The 20,416-nt window shown below is 45.0% G+C and carries 4 protein-coding genes; all 4 read right to left on the bottom strand.

Annotated elements, in window-relative coordinates:
• Positions 1-1,959 (bottom strand): hypothetical protein, encoded by a 1,959-nt coding sequence (locus ACJMNB_RS04425; protein WP_405339388.1) that lies wholly within the window; start codon positions 1,957-1,959, stop codon positions 1-3.
• A gap of 115 nt (positions 1,960-2,074) precedes the next feature.
• Entirely contained in the window at positions 2,075-4,240 is a 2,166-nt protein-coding gene (locus ACJMNB_RS04420) for a hypothetical protein (RefSeq protein WP_405339386.1), read from the bottom strand.
• Between the two features lie 6 nt (positions 4,241-4,246).
• Entirely contained in the window at positions 4,247-17,236 is a 12,990-nt protein-coding gene (locus ACJMNB_RS04415; protein ID WP_405339384.1) for a hypothetical protein, read from the bottom strand.
• A 1,952-nt stretch (positions 17,237-19,188) separates the two neighbouring features.
• Positions 19,189-20,416 (bottom strand): FISUMP domain-containing protein (locus ACJMNB_RS04410; RefSeq protein ID WP_405339382.1); only part of this gene is annotated, 1,228 nt, incomplete at its 5' end.

Here is a 20,416-nt window from a genome sequence, read left to right as displayed (position 1 = left end):
TTAAATTCCGTTGCCGCTAAAGCCGAGGGAATCCTCGAGCCAGGTATCGGTTCGCTGTACCGAAATACGGCTTTTCATGGCCTTACTTCCGGCAGAATGCTGGGCCCACATCACGGCGATGCTTGGCACCACCGGTAAAAAGCCCATGCGTCTAAAGAACGACGACAAAGGCCCCGGCAAATTGCGGCGCAACACATCGTCTTCGAAACTTGCATAGTGGCTTGCGCTACCGGGATCCCCCTGACGCGCCGAGCGCCCGAAAAGCTGACGGTCAATTCGCGAAGAAGCATTGCATTCTGTCGCAATTACATGCAAGCCACCGATACGCCTTACATTGTCCTTAATCTTGATGTCGGTACCGCGCCCGGCCATATTGGTAGCCACCGTAATGGCACCGAACTTGCCCGCATCGGCAATAATCGCCGCTTCTTCTTCGCTGCGAACCGCGTTAATAATGCGGCATTCCAGACCACGCCTGGCTAATTCCTCGCCCAAGATTTCACTTTCGTCGATATCCTTTGTACCGATCAACACCGGACGACCAGATTCATGCATTTTGACAACTTCATTAACAATCGCCGCACGCTTGGACTTTTTAGACGTAAAGGCCTTTAAGTGAGAAATCTTGCGTTTATTCTTGCGGTGGTTCGGAATACAAAGTACCGACGCACCGTAAATCGTCCAGAATTCGCCTGCGGCCTCTTTACCGGTCCCCGTCATGCCCGAAAAATTCTTATAGAGCCTAAAAAAGCGCTGAAAGCTCATTCTGGCTTCAGTCTCCTTAAGCCCCGAAAGTTCCAGGCCTTCTTTAAGTTCAATCATCTGGTGCAAGCCGCCATTCCACGAGCGCATGGGCATCTTACGGCCAGTCGATTCGTCGACAATCACCACCTTGCCCTCTTCGACAAGGTACTGCCTGCCGCAAATAAAAAGTTCACGGGCAACAAGCGCCTGACGCACCAAGTCTTTCAAGAAACTCGCCTTGCAAAAGCCGTCGCCCACCGACTGTAACGATTCCAGGCGTTCATCCATATCCACAAGGAACCGAACCGTCCTGAATCGGATATCGACCGCATAATCGACATCGCGTTTCAGCTTTTGAGAAAGGGCATAAGCGATTCTACAGCTTTCGTTAAAGCCCGCGTTTTCTTTTTCGCGCGAAATAATCAACGGCGTCACCGCTTCGTCAATCAATACATTATCGGCTTCGTCTACAATAGCCGAATAGATTCCCCGCTGCACAATCCTATCGGCAACAGACGGCCCCTGTTGAGAAAAACCGGCGAGCACGCGCCTAGAAAAATGCTGGTCGTCGCCCATGGCAATGCGGTCACGCAAAAAATCCGCAAGCACCTCTTTCGCCGTAGAATACGTCACGTCGCAGGCATAGCCCTGACGGCGTTCAGGCGGTTTCATACTCCCGGTAACGCAACCGACGCTCACTCCGCAAAAGCGGTAAAGGCTTTCCATAATCTGGGCGTCGCGACTTGCAAGGTAATCGTTTGCGGTAATCACATGGCAGGGTCTGCGACTCCAGCCGCGCACCACGGCACACATGGCAGCAGTCACCGTCTTGCCCTCGCCAGTCGACATTTCGGCAATAAACCCGTTATACAGGGCCAGCGCCCCCGCAAGCTGTTCCACATAAGGGCGATACCCCAAAGTGCGAACGACACTTTCTTGCACCAACGCGAAGGCTTCGATCAAAGCGGCTTTATTGACAGGGCGCTTAAACTTTTCGCTGATTTCTGCAAGGCGGTCTTTAAGCATAGACTCGCTCAGGGGCGCAAAGTCTTTACCACGCAAGTCGATTTTTTTAGCCATCTTTAGAATACGATGGCGAACGCTTGCGCGGCCCTTGAACTTACCAGATAGACGAAATACGGCGGCATCGATACCCGTCGGTATTTTCTCAAGTTTTTTGAGACTTGTCAATCTGTAGTTTTCTGTTAAGTTCATTTATATCAAACACCAATTTATCGCTTTGGATTGCTTCGTCCCCTTGCAGGGGACTCGCAATGACGTGTGCGTTACTTTGTTCCTGGTTTTATGTCGCCTTGTTTGTGACGCTATGCTACATCCTGTAATACTTCTGCAAGGCTTGGCGAATCTTCCTGATTCCCTGCAGGGCAATCGGGCTCTTGCCCAAGTCAAAGCGGATTTTACCCGAGCGGCCATGGTTCATCAAAACCAGTTTCTTGGAATCTTCGGGCAGTTCGACACGCACCAGGTAAACAGGCTCCGCCGTCTGTTCCGAATAACCGTTCGAGTGTGTTTCAACCTCACCACCGCCCATCCAGCCAAGCGCACTCGAGGGCAATTTATCTTGCGCCGTAGGAATCACATTCACAGAACCCGTTTGCAGTTCGGTAAAAGCATCGCCATTCAGGCGAACCGCCACGCCACGGGGTTTCCCCGCAAAGAGCCTCGACACGTTTTCTTGTTCCACCACCGCCAAAAAGTCGTACGAAGTCGTATCCAGCAGAATTCCAATCGAATCGCCCTTGCGTACATAGCGGCCCAGGTAATCCGAAATATCGGGAGCATCCCAGATGCCATCTTGTCCGGCAACCAGAGTCAAGTTTGCGCGGTCCTGTGCCAGTTCTTCTAGCTCGGCTTTCAGCACCCCCATCCGAATCTTGATCGGCTGCATGTTTTCGGGAGCATATTCAAGCGCATGGAAGTACATCTGCGCCGTTTCCCTGATTTCGGCATTTTTTTCTTCAATGCGGAAATCAAGTTCCTGATCTTCCAGCACCATGAGCGTATCGCCCTTGTGCACTAAATCGTTCGGTGCATGGCCAATACGCACCACTACCCCACCCTGCGCAACAATCGTATTCTCGTAGTGGCGAGACTCGATTACCCCCGGAGCCGTAAAGGTTTCGGGAACGGGCAAATAGAACAGCAGCGAAACAACCGCCACCACAAACAAGGTCGTCAGGAACACCGCACGGTTACGGACCTGTGCCAAAGAGGGCCCCGCAAAAATGTACTTGACAAACTTTCCGAACGGAATCACGATCATAGTCAGGCACAAGAATATGCCCATGATGAACGAAAGAATCAAGTAATGCGCCGAAATTGCAACCACAAAGCCGGTAAACAGAACAATCCTGTAAATCGAACTAGCTATACCATACACCGTATAGATAAAACGCTCGCTCCACGTTTCGGCAACAGCTTCGGCGTCGCGCTTACGGAAAACATAGCGTTCCAGCAAATATTTCAGGTGCTGTACAGAATGTTGCTGCAAGTTGGGCATATCCAACAAATCAGTCAGAATGTAGTAGCCGTCAAAACGCATGAGCGGGTTCACGTTGAACAGCACCGTCGAAATGGAGCAGATAATGAACACGTTGTAAGCAAGCGCCTTGGCAATACCGCCACCCAAGTTCGCCCAGAGTATAAGCGCAACCGATGCGATAAAGAATTCAAAGAGCATGCCCGCCGCCCCAACGAACGCGCGTTTCCACTTTTCGCGGAAAGCCCAGCTCGCCGTGGTATCGACATAAGGCAGCGGCGCAAGCAGCATGAACATGACGCCCACCGTATGCACCTCGCCGCCGTATTTCTTTACGACACTCGCATGCCCGAATTCATGAATCAGCTTTACCAGCACGGTGCACACGTACACCCAGCCGATATTCGACGGAGCCAGGAACCCATGCGTTTGATCCTTCAGGGCATCAAAATTTTCGACACCGTAATTCACGGCGACCGCCACGGTCAAAAGCCACACGAGCAAAAAAGGCTTGCTCAAAATGATGGCGATCAGCCACGAAAGGCGCCGCAAAAGAGAATCGGGGTCAAACAAGGGAATCTTCAAAAAGAAAATGTTCAAAAGCGAAGCTTTCACCTTCTTTTGAGTTTTCTTTTTGTCTCGGTCAAACAAGAGCGTACCGTCGTTAGCCCCCTCGTAAGAGAGCATATTCGCCTGGTACAGCTGCGAAAGCATCTCTATAACCTCGCCCTGCCCCGGAACATCTTCTAGCCCACCGTTCAGCATGTCGTTCCAGACCTCGCCCACCGTCTTTTTAGGCGACAACCGCGAGATAAACTCATAAGCCGCCTCGGGCAAGCGAAAATACTGGTTCGTGAACGATTCGTACAAGACATACCAAAGTACGCCTCGGTACAACTGCCGGTGAACCCGGACGCTTGCGCGAAGCGAGACTTTCGCCTCGGCAAGACGATACCAGGATTCATGGAAGATTTTTCGTTGCTGGTCGAGAATCATTGTCTATTAATAGTTTCTGTTAGAAATTCTTGCTTTAAAATTAAGATCTTCTTCAGAAGTAATCATCAAGACAATTTTATTTTCGCCCACAACATTTGCCGAATCGGGGATATCGACAAAGACGCTGTTATCTACAATTCTAATGGACTGCGCTCCTGAAGGTTCCAAGGTTACGACACCATTATTTTCAACAAGATTGTTCCAGTTGAAAACAAGAATCGGCTGCGAAGTGCCATTCACATCTACTTGCAAGCCAACATTCGGGCGATACCACGGATTACCCTGTTCCCAATCCGTCAAGATCAACATGATGGTTTCTCCGGCCTTGATAGAAAGGTCGTAATTCGTATTCTTCGAATCAAGAACATACTGCTGAATAAGGCCTTCTTCCTGATGTTCACCAGAACCACCCTGTCCCTGTTCTTCAGGATCGTCTACAGGGTCATCCTGCTTTTGAACAACAAGTTCGCTATTGTCCTGGTTGCCCAAAGAATAAAGGTCACGTTCATCACCAGTATCGATAACATCAAATCGGTCATTCGGATTGTCAATAATCTGGATGCCCTTGATTTGTCCCTGATCGAGCTTTGACTGGAACTCTTCGGTCTTAACACCATCGTGATCAAGATAATGATCATGCAGAGCCGTGTTAACCGTATGCTGGTTCAGCACAATTTCGGTATTCGGAGTAAACACGCCAATCGGGTTATTATGTTCAACCATCAGGTTAGCACTGCCGCCAATAGCGATATCGTCACCAATACCCGTTTCTATGGTATCAGCACCTTCGCCAGCCACGACCACATCGCGATCCTTACCGGTGTAAATTTTATCCTTCGTTTCAACCGCCTTCACGGCCTTATCGGTCAGAGCAATAGACGAAGCATCAATTACACGGTTCGCATAATCCGTAAGGTTGTCGTTTACGGCATAGGGTACATCGATATCGAAGGTCAGCTTAGCATCGTCACCAAAGACAAGATCCTTGTCATGGTCGCCGCCAACAGCTATATCAGCATAATTGTAATTCTTGCCATTGAATTTCTTTATACCCGATTCGGCCTCCTGATAACGACCGTCACCAGAAACCACCTGAACGGCAGTAATTATAGGCAAGTTCTTCGGATCTTGTCCGCTGCTGGTATAGACATTCTTGATGCGAATATCGCATACATTTCCAGAAAGGCCGCGGAACAAGACATAGTTACCCACCAAGCCTACCTTAGGAGCTGTACCATCATGCAAAGCTCTCATGGCACCGATATAATCGGAACAATAGGCTTCTTGGTAATCGCCATCGAACGTACGGCCAGTCCAGTCATTCAAGTAACGAGTCTTTCCGTTCACCGCAACTTCATAAATGTAGTTGTAAGTATCCGTGTCGTCGTTATCACCACCAAGATACACATACAGGTCGTAAGTTCCGTCAATCGTATTGTGCGACGCGTTTACGAACTGATTCATGTTGTTGAGTTTCAGGACAATTTCGTCAGCCTGCTGAGTTGCAATGTAGGTGTTGAACAACTTGGAGTTGGAGGTATCGCCATCCAGTTCGGCATAGTCTTCGATAGTCAAGTTAGTTGCATTCCGTTGACTACCATGTTCCATTGCGTAGAGCTGGACATCTACACCTTCGACAACGGCATACTTGTTGTACATTTCAGGATTATTCTTAATACGATCCATCGTATTGTTATATTCCTGGAGGTCCTTGCGTTCCTCTTCGTGGGCAAATTCAGACACAACAACGCCATGGCCATTGCGGTAGAAATTGTGCCATTCATTGTCTGCCACGACACCAGCATATTCGTTCTCGTCAATCACATGCGAGTCGGTCTCAAATTCGCGAGACAGGTTGATAGACAATACATTTATATTATTCATCATCGAGTCGGCGGCAGCCGTAGCACCGGATTCAATATGATCAGAACCAATGCCACCCACAACAGTGTCGTTTCCGTCACCCGTATAGATAAAGTCATCGTAATTCTGAGTCAAATCCTTTACTGCAACGGATTCAGCCGTCGAAATCGTTGACGCCGTATTCAAATCGCTATCGCGATCGGTCAAGACAATCTTTGCATTGTCACCATACACAACATCGTTATCGTAGATTCCGTAGCGTTCGTCGCCATAAGTGGTAATCGAATCACCACCGGTGCCACCCACGACAATATCGTCGCCACCACCAGTCCTGATGTCATCCTTTCCACCAAGTTCAACATCAGTAGAAGCAGCTACATCTTGCTTATGGAGCTTACCCTTGACTTGGAGACCCGCGATACCCGGCAAATCCTTGCCGTTGTAGTTCGGTTCTTCGAAGCCGTCTTCAATCGTGACGATAATTCGGTCAGCAGCAATATTTTCCGGGACATCAAATACGACATAGTTTGCGTATTCAACGTTCTTGACACTTTGTGATGTCAACGAAATGAAATTGCCGTTTTTATCAAAAGCGCTATTTTGAGCCTTCTTGAATCCAATGACACCGCCTTCTTCTTGGTTATACTTACCAAAGTCCTTTCCAGCGTTGTCATTCACATAGTAGCCCTGCACACGCCTACCGTCAATATACAGCGACACAAGTCGTACACTCTGCCCATCCCAGGAATGGGCATCGGGCATGTCGAGGTATACGACAACCTCATAGCGAGTGAAGTACTGAGCAAGGCCGTCAACCGCGACTTCGAGCACATTTTCGAGGTGATTGTTATGACCCGTACTCGTAAGGCCCGAATTCATAAGCCTTGCATTCTTGTCGTTTTCGGTATTCCAAAGGTTAAGATTGTATGCCTGGAGATTGATCGTAGAATCGGTGCTGGTAGTACGGTGGACTTCGCTTCCGCCATAGCTTACAGTCAAGCCACTCATGCGAGTGCGCGTTGTCGAGGCATCGGCATTATTGTCAGCGGTCTTGTTGTTCATATAAACAATTTCGCTGTCATCGTTACCATAGGTACCCGCAACAGACTCCTTGATGTTATTCCAGTTCTTGGAAGCATATTCCGGAGCGCCAACCTTGTCGTTAGCATCCAGGCCTCTCCATTCCTGTCCCTGGAAGTTGAAGCTAACGGTCGATTCTTCATAGACTGTAGGCTGATTCTGCATGCCGTTGGCCATTGCAGAATTACCCTTAAACGTAGCGTAGGCATTATCGCCAAACACGACATCCTTACCGGAGCCGGATACAATCAGGTCTTCGTTATTTTCAGCCGCATTTACCGTTTTCCATTTAGACTCAGCCTCATTTTCAACGAAGTCGAAGTTTCTGGACTGATAATTCAGGCCGCCAAAGATAACGTTGTCGCCACCCTTTGTCTTGATTACATCGGAACCGGCACTGCCGTCTTCATCCGTGCTGCCGTCATCAAGCGTTTTGATGTTTCGTCCCTGATTATTTACAAACAGAGCATCGCGATTGCGATCGACATAGGCTTCACCACCATCGCCAACGATAATGTCATTACCATAGCCAGTTGCAATCTTATCAGATGCGGTACCGCCCATCACCACGTTATTGCCATTGCCCGTGGTAATTTCGTCCTTACCGCCCATCGTATCGCTGGTGGTCTGGATATAGTGCAGGTATGTCTTATGGGAATCACCATAGACATGACTAATCTTATTATTTTGAGCATCCTTAACGACACTTTCGTACAGGACTTCACCATTATCGCCCAAGGCAACGTTGTTGTTTCCGTCAAGATGAATAGAGTCTTCACCAGCACCGCCAATTACAACGTTTTTATCGCCATGAGTGGTAATAATGTCGTTTCCACCCACAGATTCGCTCACAGAATGGATGTACTTGGGATCGCGAACCACACCATCGGTCTGATAATAGTTGGTATTATTCTTTTTCGTTGTCGCATCAACCTTTTCTGCAGGCGTTGTATAATCAGCGTCATACAGCTTATCGAGATCGGATTCAAGCGGATCCTTAAGATCCAAAGACGAGCCCAATACCGTTACAGCTTCGCCATTTTCATTCTCGTAGACAACTTGACCACGGTCCCCAAAGGCAATCGCATTGGTTCCGACATCAATAATATCGTCGCCAACACCACCAATCACGACAAGGCCGTCACGAGTAATCTTAGATTTTCCCGTAGTCTGGTCTAATTCATAGGCCGTAATCGTATCATCGCCTTCTTGTGCATTTACAACAAGGGTACCATCTCCTGCATAGGAATTTGCCAAATATACGGACTTAATCGAGACACCCTTGGCCACAGGAGTCAACTTACGCTTAAGCACCAAAGTCGTAACGGTTTTTCCGTCATATTCATCCAATATAACTTCGCGGCGCTGGACCGTACCGTCAGAATACTCAACGTTCAGGAATACTCGGTTTCTCTTAAGCAAGTCACTTGCCGCCGCCGAAGCATTGGCATCTCTAATATCAGACAAAATCGTTGATTCAACATTGGCAGCCAGCTTGAAGTTAGAGACTGAATAGGCAACGACATTCTGTAAGGAGCCCTTATAGGTCGTTTCCTTCAAATCCACACCCATAGTCGCAATTACCTTGACCGATTCTTCGGCATAACTATGGATATAGACATCGTCATCACCCTTACCACTGTTCACCACAGTATAAGTCTGGAAGTTGTCCTCACGATAAATGGACTTATGAATATCAACCTGGTCCTTCGCTAAACCAAGATTAATTTCACCGTATTCCATATTCGCCAAAGTCAACTGATTTTCATCTTCGGCATTGGCATCCTTATGATCAAAGCGCAAGGAATGCTTATCGGAATCATAGAATTCCGTGTCAGCCTGCATTACCAACGCATCATCAGAATTAACAACTTCTGCAGAATCGGCACCTGCCGCAATCAGGCGTTCATCGAACGTACCGACAGACTCCAAAGCCTGGAGCGTATTTTCGACACCTTCCTTCTCGTTTTCATGGTTGTTTGTAAAGACACGGTCCTTGCAATTCCCTTCATCAAACTTTGCGGCTGCCGCTGCAGCAGCATCAAGAACGGCCTTAAACTCAGCAGATACTTCATTCTTCTCGTCAAAGCCCTTACCGTCATTATATTTCAGCATCAACGGGTTACCAAGACCAAGGTTGGCCTCTCTGCCAGCACCGTCTTCGTACAGGGGGCCCTTGATGAACTCGATGGTATTTTTTCCGTTGCTGGAACCAGCGTTATTCGCAGGATCATTAAGAACATCCGGTTCATCAGGAACAAAGACTTCTACATCGGCATCGAACGCAATCGTACCATTCAAAGTTGCCAATTTCCCAGAAGCAATGCTATAAATAACCAATTGCGTTCCGGCTGTTTCATAGTAATAGCGTACATTATCATTTGTCTTATACGTCTCTATATCACTTTTCGCACAAATGTATTCTGTCGTGGCAGTTGTATCAGATTTAAACGAAAGTAAATCTGTCATTCCTGTCGTACTGTATCTCAACTGCACGACACTTTCGTTTTTAACATTGATTGCACTATGAACATAATTAATATAGAACCTATTGCCCACCCCTGCAGAAGAAGGAATAGAGACCGTTGCTTTATTTCCAGCAACAGTAGCCGTTACCGGATGAAGAGCTCCTGCACTATCCAAATACCAGCACTGAACCGCACTAGAAGACGGGACCTGGGCTCGCAATTCTACTTCAAATGATTTCGCTGCAACTTCTTCTACGGAAGCAACATGTTCCTCGGTCACAGAGAACCGATTAATTACGGTATTATCCCTAGACGTAAGAGGAGCATCATTCAAGAAAACAATTGCATTCTTACAGTCCCTATAAGTTGACGTTTTATTTTCAACAACCAAATTGTGCAACAGGCTGAAATAGTCGTTTCCTTCTTGTACAGAATCTTCAAAGGCAACAATTTTAACATCAACCTTCTTGTCAAATGCAAAGACGCCTGTTGACGCATTCTTCGCAAATTTAATTGTAATAGACTTGCAAAGCTTGTCATTGTCATTGGGATCAACCAGCCAAATACCCTTGTCACCGCGATTCGTTTTTTCAGTCGTTTCGCCAGGCGCGAAAATAGTCAGGCAAACAATTTCACCATCTTCAGGAGCCTTGTTTAAATTCACCTGATAGTTGTACACTTTAGAAGCAAGGCTTCCACCATTGTAATCTTCGCTTACGGCACTAACGGCAGTATCCTTGGGATCACTGGAGCCAGGAGTATAGAACTGTACCGCAATAGCATCAGGGTCGCTATTCCTGCTATTACCGGTAACCGTCGGGATTTTAGACTTTCCCGCTCCGCCGTTGTAGAAGGAATCATTTCCATTGTTACCCATGAGCTTGGTGACTTCGCCTGCTGCGGTATCCATTACATAGAACGAATCATCGCCATCGCTACCATAGATATTCTTGTTTTCGACACTTACAGTCTGAACGTCAAGACCGTTTCCAGAAACCTTGCCGTCTCTCAGAATAAAGTTGTCGTCGCCATCGCTACCGACAATATTCATTCTGTCGATACCGCTACCGCCAATCATGGTAACAGGGCTATTTTCTACAAACGACTTTGTTTTTGTAACCCTGTCAATCTTTTGGAACATGGCAACATTAAACGTATCGTTCCCCGTTCCGCCAGACAACGACACCGCGGCATCATTATGCAACACGCTAAAGACATCATTGCCTTCACCACCCTCAATATTGGTAGAATGTTGCACACCATTGCTCAAATATCCCTTTGTCGTGAAAGTGGTATCAAAAACATCCTTCGGCAATACCTTGGCATCTGCACCCGAAGTTCTTTCCGAATTGAACATCTGTCCAACGGTAATGTTGTCGTTGCCGGCACCCGCATCCACAGAAATTGCGGAAATAGTTCCATCAATAGCGATTCTGTCATCACCGGCACCCGTATTCAAGGCGACACTGTCAACGCCTCTTGCACCAGCATCCGTTTTCCAGAAATTGATTCGCTGAATTTGATCATTCGGGCCTTCACCAGGCAACTTGGCGACAAAGCCCAAATTTGCAGAAGAGGCGCGAATCAAGAAGTTATCGGCATCGACAGTTCCATCAATAACCATGGAATCAGCCAAATCGCCTACACCAGTATCCATTACATTGGTGTAGCCGAGGTTGCCGTTATCCATCACCTTTATCTTATAGGAATCCGTTCCGGATTGCCCATCTACAATATCGCTTCCATTACCGGCATAAATGACATCGTTTCCGCCATTGCCGTCAGCCTTAGCATTCCAACCGACCGCGAATTTAGCGGCAAACATACCCATTTGCTGGCCGAAAATGCGCTTTTGATTGTCATCACCTGATGCTGTATACAACCCAGTATCGTCAACATCGCCTTTAAACGTGTAACCATCAATGCCATCATCACCAAAAACAATATCGTTGTCGGCACCACCATCGAGGACATCATTTCCCCGACCACCATAGATAACATCTTCGCCAATGCCACCGTCAATGTTGTCATTGCCGCCATCGCCATCAATCAGGTCATTACCGGAACCGCCAAAGATACGGTCAATACCGCCATTCTCGTCTCCACTGTCACCGAAGATCACATCGGAGCCATCGTTTCCTTCAATCCAGTCGTTGCCGTAATTAGCCGTAAAAGCCGCAGGTTCATTGACTTTGTTCCCACTTAAAGAAGATCCATTAAATTTCTTATAGTCGAAACCAAAATTGGGCATAATCCGGTCGTCGTAGTTATCGGGACCATATCCCTTAGGGAATGTACTAGCAAGAGCAGACTTGTCGAATCCGTCTCCGAATATGACATCGATGCCATCGTAGCCGTAGAGTTTATCGTCGTCTTCATCACCGGCAATCGTATCGTTTCCTAAGCCGCCATGAATCGTGTCATCGCCCTTTCCGCCGCGAATAGTGTCATCACCAGCACCGCCAAAGATCAGGTCTTTCCCATCGCCACCAAAGATAGTGTCGGAGTCACCCGTTTCATAAATGTCATAACGTTTGGCAGTTTTCGAACCTACATCATAATGACCGCCATCGCCAAAGATGACATCATTTCCTGCGCCACCGACAATCGTATCTCCACCAGCACCGCCAAAAATAACGTTCAAGCCGGTACCATTGCTCGTAATATAGTTTCCAGATACCGGCTCCGAGGCACTTCCCGCGGCCAAATCATAAGATGCCGGGTAGTAATAGGCCGATTTGACTTTTTCTTTATCATCTTTAACCGTGAAACCCGTTTCACCGAACAAGAAGCAATCGCCCAGTCCCTTGGCTCCAAGAATCCTGTCTATACCGAAGCCGCCCTTTACAATGGCCGTGTACGAGTCATTCAAGGTCAAACCACTCAAATCGATATGGTCTCCATCATCTCCACCATCAATATATATGTTGAAATTGGCCGTACCATCGAATGTAACAACATCTATACCCTTGCCAGCGTAAACATAAAGGGTTTTACCCGATCCAATTTTTGCTGTTTTTTCAATAACCTTACCAGAGCCTAGCTGCCATTTAACAGTCAATTCATTTTTGGCGTTGGATGAAACGAACAAATGATCATCACCATCGCTCAAATCACCCTTGTTACGCTTGGCTGCAAAGTCTCCAATATTTACATAAATATCGCCATCCTGTTCACTGACCAAAATCGGTTCGTCGGCATCTCCACGATCGGTATTGAACAGTTCAATAGCCCCACTCTTCCAAAGGTCAAATTCTTCGCGACCAATAAAGTAGTTGATATAGGCAAAGGCTTCCGCTTCCATTGTCACGGAGGCATCGAAAATGGTCATCGGGTTAAGCGAAAGGTTCCTTGCCAGTTCCTGCAAGCGGATTTTACCGTCATTGTTTGGGTCATCAAAATTAAGGTTGAGGCACAGGTTAACACCGACATTTACGCCAGCAATACCGGCAACGCTCGCACCGGCCGTAATACCCGAATGGAACACGACTTCGGCCACATCAACGCCGTTTTTATCACGATCATCGATATAGAAGCCATTTACCAGAGCTAAAACATCCTTAAAACCACTATTCTTCCAATCCATCAAGCCCACAGTGTCGTAACCAAAGGCAAGTTTAATATCGGCACCAAAACTAAAACCGATATCAGCACAAAGGGGGCCCACAATGGGGAAATTCTTGTCCCATTTGGTATTGAATATAAGCGGATGCATATGATATTCGACAAGATTCAAAGGTTGCCCTAATAATAACTGTATTACAGAATCCACTGGATCTGAAATCAAGGGAATATCCCACCCATAATCTTGACCATCGGCACCGAAAATTTCTTTCTTTTTATCCTTAGCAGCAGCTTCCTCAGGAGAAGAAATCCTTGTCAAATATCCTAAAGAAGTATTCAAATATGCGTTTACATCAAACGCAGTCACCCCACTCAAAGCATTTTTGTCATAGTTTCCACTGGAATCAATAAAGCTCAACGCCCCAAGTGAAATCGTTCCTAATTTATTTAAGTCTCCTACATGCGTAATCAAATTGGCTAAATTAACCACATCATCCAAAAAGCTCAGGTCACACTTCCCCTTGGCGCAAGACTTGATGATGTCAAGCATTTTCATGTGCTTCGGCTTAAGCGGCAACTTATCCAACACAGGGACATCCATCTTCAAGAAGTCGATAAGCGGTTGCAAAGGTTCAACAACCTTTTGGATTTTGCCCAGCATTGGTTCTAGGACATTCGCTCCAAAGCTTCCTATATCTAATTTTATTTCCTCAAATCCAAGTTTATTCAAAGAGCCGACTAAATCTCCAAATTTGGCCTCCCACTCCATTTTGAAATTTGCAATAATCGTAGGGAAACCAATGGATATACTGCTCCCCGTATTCAAGCCCATTGTCAACGTCGCATCAAGGTTAACGCCTCCCGTTAAGTTAGCTTCTATCGAAAGGGCCTTGCCAATATCCGAAATCTTGATTTTTTCTAGCTTAGAACTTACATCAGTACGAATATCATCTTGCAAATCTTTAGAACCATTCTGACCATCGTTCAAATCGACACCGAGAGTAAGCTTTTGCGCTTCATTACCATCAAGTTCAACAGTTCCCTTTAAGAAGCCAAGAGAACCATCAATTGTGCCGTGCGGTACAATGCCTATTTCAAAACGGATGTCATCACCTGTAAGAAAGCTATTTTTTCCATCCGTTATCTTAAATCCACTTACATCTTTATTTTCTGATGGATTAGCTACATCACTTCCTGTTGACAGCAAGATATAGGCACCATCCGTTTCAGATACACCAAACCCCAAATACCATTCCCAGTTAAAATACGATTCAATTCCACCATCTCCACGAAGCCCAAGTCCCGGGAAACCGATATCAAAATCACCATTTTCATTCAAATTATACCGTTTTCCAAGTTTAAAGCGCCATTCAGCCCCATTTTCCGATTCATTGTACTGAACACGCCGTTTTCCATCACGCGTAAATGTCTGATTAAACGTCGAACCAGCCCAACAAATCTGACTCGATTCAGAACAATAGCCAACATCCTGCAAAAAGCCGCTCTTATCCAAAAGATCATAAAGGAACTCGGCCACCGAGGCTCCGGTAAATTCATGATCCCCATAGAAGAACCGTCTTACTGGTTCAATAAACTTTGATTCCAATTCAGTAAGGCAGTCAGCCGCCACCATGATATTGTCGCCGATTAACGGAATCTTGCGCAACGCTTCGGACACAAAGACATTGCTGGCGCACAATTGGGCACGACGCAAAACAGAACCCAATCCATCAGAAACAAGTCGCAACTTTTGGAATATTGCATTATTGCTACTAGGGTCAAAATTCACGTTACGCATATCCAAGACAGGATTTCCCGCAACAATCTTAGTAGCATCTTCATCTATCAAGTTACTTCTTACAGATGTATTAACAAGATCCGCCAGTTTAAACTTGCCCTTGGAATCAGAGTCCGATCCTGCCCACGATTCAACATTCAAGCCATTATCATAAACGCCGACATCAATATAGCCGATACCAAAACCAGCTGCTTCTACATACAGTTTTCCGCCAATCCTAAAATCTTCTGAGTCTTTTTGCAACTCTTGGGATGACTCATCAAGATGCATCACCATGTTCGCTTTCATGTTCAGATAACTGGGAACATCATTCGTACTCACAACCTTCAGGAGAGAAACACTGGCAGACGTAGTCGAAACAGACAAGTCAAACTTGAGCGGCTTTCCCTTTAAGGTCACATCAAAATTAACTATCGACTCATCTAGGAATGTCACCGGCATAAAGCCATCTGCACCTTTAACAGTCCCCACCTTCATATTCAACGTTAATCCAACAGATCCATCTAAATACGCTTCAGCATTACCGCCGACAAAAATATCAGAGTTACCTAAAGAGAGGGTGCTAATGGCTATTTTTTCATGATTTATTTTTTTAGTCCAACCAAACAAAGCCTTGATTCCATCACTTTCTACAGAGAATTTCAGGGTTGCACCCAGCGAAGCACTTAAGCGTGCGCTCAGTTCCTGCAAGGTAACGGGCAAATTGCGCTTCAAGTCGCCCACAAATTCTGTCACCTTGGACTGAATTCCAAAAACTTCCGGAGCAGAACGACCGATAAGCGGGAGTATATTTTTTAACTCCGCATTGCCAACAATCTTATTGTCCAAAAATTTCTGCAGTCCATCGGCCAAACTCGTAGCGAACATCGCCATATTCATGTCTGAACTGAAATTTTTCAGCAAAGACATTACGCTACTTCCTGCAGGTGTACTTTGATAAAACGTTCCATCCCAATTATTTGAAGCATCTAAGATTTCAATAGAGCCGCATTGTTTACTTCCGTCAATAATTTCAGACAAATTCACACCAATCGTATTTGCCGCATTCGAAGCATAGTTCCATGTCTTTTTAGCACCATTAACAAACTCATCCCAATCAGAAGCCTTATTTTCATATTTGGCAGTAAAGTCAACACTACCAGAATAATCGACACCGAGCATTCCCATATTGGCATGGGCAACCACATCACCCTGCACAACTTGGTTATTCATTGTCAAATTGATATTAGACAAACTTACATTCGTCTTTACATCTTTTAAAGGTCTGTCCGCTAAATATTCATGGAGACCCAAGGTCTTTACCAAGGTAAACGCTCCCAAATCTTTTATTTCGGTCACGTCGTCAAATGAAAGACCATTGCTAGCTATGATAAGATCCACAGAATGCACAGCCTTCATTTTCTGCTTTATAATTTCTAGCAAGTCTCTTATTGTAAGCGCATTTCCTTTACTGTCTTCAAGGTTATCATTTAAAGCATCGTACAAACTAATTTCATATTCAACACCATGGACTGTCAGGCTAATCGAATTCGACGAAGCTGAAACAGTTGTTCCTTTATCAAAGCCAAAAACAGATTCAGATGCAGTCACATCAATACTTTGATTATCGCATCTAAAAGCAAGTCTTTTTTCATTCGTATCATCTTGAATTATTTCTGCAAAGACTACCTGTTTTTTTGTAGTCGAATCCTGATACCTTGCCAATCTTGAATTAATTACATCAGCGACATCATCGATAACGAGGCATTTTTCAAAATCAGAGGATTCAAAAGACAGTTCAAACGAGCTGACACTTGATCCAGCAACAACATCGTCAACTGGATTTGTCAAATCAATCGTAAACTTAAAAGATGATAGCGAAGGATCTATACTAAAAGCAGTCTGATCATCCTGGTTTCTGTAAAGAATCAAAGAATTGATTACTACTCCACCCGAAAAATTCGAAAATTTCAACGTATCATTGACCAATTGAATCAATATTGCCGGATTGGCAGCGTCTTCAACATAGACAACCTTATAACCAGCACCAAGCTGATTTTGCATTTGCAAAGCAAATTTCTGAAATTGAGTAGGGTCCTTAGGAACATCCATCTGTTTTGAGTCAACGATCACTTTGGCGCCAGCCGACAATTCAAACAGATAAGATTCCTCGAACGGACGGTTTCCGTAAATTCCGACTTGACGAGCATTTCCGCCAGTCACAGCCATATGAACATCATTCAATTTCGATACAAATGCAAAAATACTATTGCTAGAATAACACTTTGCCTTGCTATCAATCGTCTTGAATTTATTTACAATGGCTTGACCAATAGAGCTATTATATTCCGTCCCCTTATTAACGGTCGCCTTAACAGTACTTGTTGCATGACTTATTTCGATTTCAACATCTTCTGTAATTTTAGATTCATCTAAAACGAGATAATCACCCTCGGCCACATAGGACTTTCCATAAAGACTTAAGCGTTTTTCTTTTCCATATGTATCAGCATCACCATACTTAAGATAGTCTCTTAGTATTGTCGCATCCGTAACAAGCTGTGTAGGTAAATCCGTAAGCGTAAGCTTCATGTCAAAGCTTAACGAGGAATCATTTGTGTAATCAAGAGAATTTTTTTCCGTTACATCAAATCGAAAACCGTTTGTTGAATCAAAATAACCACTAGTTTGCCCAGCTATTAACTTTTGAAGAAACTCATTATTAAAGCTAACTTTAGACAACAAACTAGAAGAAAGCACAAACGGGATCTTTAAAACGTATTCCCCATTTTCAACTACAACTTCAGCCTTAGCTTTCAAACGGGTCATCAATTCCTGTAGCGATTGGGGAGGGATTTTAAGAATTGGATCAAACATCTTAGAAAAATCAATCAAAGATGTTGTTTTTTGATCCAACGCACCGTCAAGGTCATCATTTTTTAATGAACGGTCTCCTTCACGAGCCCTTGTAGACAACTCATAACACATGTCGTTCAATTTGTTAAGAACATCCCCCATCTGGACATACTTAATTTTTCTCAACAAATTATCGTCGGAACCCCAAGTTGCAGAAGCCAAGGAAGTTCCACTCAACACCATGTCCGATGCAGAACTCAAGTTTAAATCATTTTTTAACTGACTAGAATTCTTTAATTCAAAATTCAAATCGACATTATACGATTTATCAAATGCATACGAAACATTATCACCGGCATCGAGCGAGACATTCACTCCATAGTCGGCAACAGATTCATCTACATCAGCCTTAGATTCTAATTCCAACACGCCAAGTTCTGCATCTTTTTTTGACAAATCCTGCTGGAACCCTAGCGACATATCCGCGTGTAGCTTAAAATCTATTCCGTTATCTTTTTTGCCATCTATCGTAAACGACCAGCTATATGAAATCGTTTTATCATAAGCGTCTTTAAATTCTACACCGAGACGAGTCTGTTCACCAATATCAGGGTTAATATCCTCATTCGACCTTAAAGGGGAATTTGTAGACATCCCGACAACATTGACTAAAATTTCGTCATTGACTGTTTTGGCAAAATTACAATTCTTGCAATTAGATTTTGGTTTTTCCGCATCCAATTTCGTAAGCAAACTATCTGTCGTAATAAAAGCATCATTCCAGGCATCGTTATATTCTTGCTGGGCATCATCGACTAGCTGCTGGGCATCATCAATTTCTTGCTGGGTTACACCAGCAGTATTCACGACCACATTCAGATTTTGTTTTGCCAATTCAAGAGCCGCTTTTTTGGGGGCGCTAACATCATCACGGCATGCATTAACGCATTTCTCTATAAACGACTCAATATTTTTGTATTCGCTAGAATTCTTAAGAGAATTAACGAAATCAAAAGCCTCATCAAATGTTATCGGATTCCTTTTATAATCATTCGACTGATCCGGTTGTCGAGATAAGCCATCTACATTTACACTAAAATCAGCGTTTGTGGAATCGACGAAACTATTCATCGTTGTCGTTGTTAAACCAGCTTCAACAATCCAATCGTTAGCATCCGCATCCATCATCAGGCGCGGTTCTAGCGACTCGATTTTGTATGCATTGCGGTTGAATTTCTTGATAGACTTCTTATTGTTCTTCTTGGACATAATAACTCCCAATGGGCTTTTCCCCAAAGCCCTGTTTTTTTGTTAAACTTTTTTGAATGGTTAACTAAGGATTAATAATCCATTGTGCAACGGACAGAGAGACCGAAAACTTTTTTTGTACCCACATATCGATCCACATGATCTTGAGTAATCAAAACAGCATTACCATACGATGCAACAGAATCTCTCACTAAACCGCCGTTATAATCACCAGGAATCCAATGATCTGCGTACTTACCAATGTTGGCAAATCTAATATATTTCTCTTGGGAATCACCCATTTGCGTCGTAAGCACTCCCGCCGGCAAAAGGGAGAATCCTCGCTGATTAGAGCCCCACAAAATACCACCTAAATAACTTGCACCGTCTCTTGAACCACTATACCTCATGGAAACAGCCCATTCTCCTCGACTCATAACGTGCCAACCACTAGGGCAAATTCCTTGATGCAGTACATAGTCAGGATCCCCATACAACTGTTCTATATGATTTTTTGTCAGGTCAATCGAATCAGGGCATTCGACTGTTCCCATAGCAAAGCTATCGCAGGCCGCGGGGAAGTTCATCACCGTAGCCCAGGTGTACAAACCTCCGAAACCATTCTCGCAATACCACGGGTCGTCATCGTAGCAGAACTTGGTAGAATCGGTCATCTGGGTTCCCCCCGTAATCATCTTGCCATAGTTCAGATTTTGAGCAAAGATTGTGATGGAATCAACATCCCCAAAGCCAAATTCAAAGCGAAGTGTTTTATACACCTGGCCGTCACGGGGGTCCGTAAATTCACCATAGCTATAACCATTCTCGTTCTCAAAAAGCCGACTCATGTCGTAATACTTGCTACTCGAAGAAGGTTCTGTAGAGCTAGATGATACAGGAATCCAAAATCCATTCGTGCAAACACACCAACTTTCTTCTTGCGAAATATAGGCTTCAATGCCCTCTTTTTCACTCGTACAAGTTTTATACCGAGACGAGCTACTAGACCCATTTTGTCCGTTGTTAGAACTTGACGAAACCGTTTTTCCTTCACTACTATTCGGCTGCACCGAAGAAGATGATTTTTTTTGCGAGCCATTCGAATCAGGCTTCACAGAGCTAGAAGACTTCGAACTTCCACCGGAAGACGTTCCTTTGTCCGTAACAGAACTCGAGGATTGGTTGACAGAAGACGAAGAATCACCGGCCGGTTCTGGGGAAACAGAAGAGGAAGAATCGTCTCCGCATGCAACAAGCATTGTCAGGAGAACGGACAAGACAAGAACGCTTTTAAAAATCTTCACAGAAGACCTCCAGTTG

It is taken from the genome of Fibrobacter sp. (genome assembly GCF_045131395.1).
Lineage (GTDB): Bacteria > Fibrobacterota > Fibrobacteria > Fibrobacterales > Fibrobacteraceae > Fibrobacter.
This window is presented reverse-complemented; position numbering and strand designations above follow the sequence as displayed.

Bases quoted from the DNA above. Each gene is read 5' to 3' on its own strand.
- ACJMNB_RS04425 (WP_405339388.1), bottom strand. From the start codon at position 1,959: ATGAACTTAACAGAAAACTACAGATTGACAAGTCTCAAAAAACTTGAG.
- ACJMNB_RS04420 (WP_405339386.1), bottom strand. From the start codon at position 4,240: ATGATTCTCGACCAGCAACGAAAAATCTTCCATGAATCCTGGTATCGT.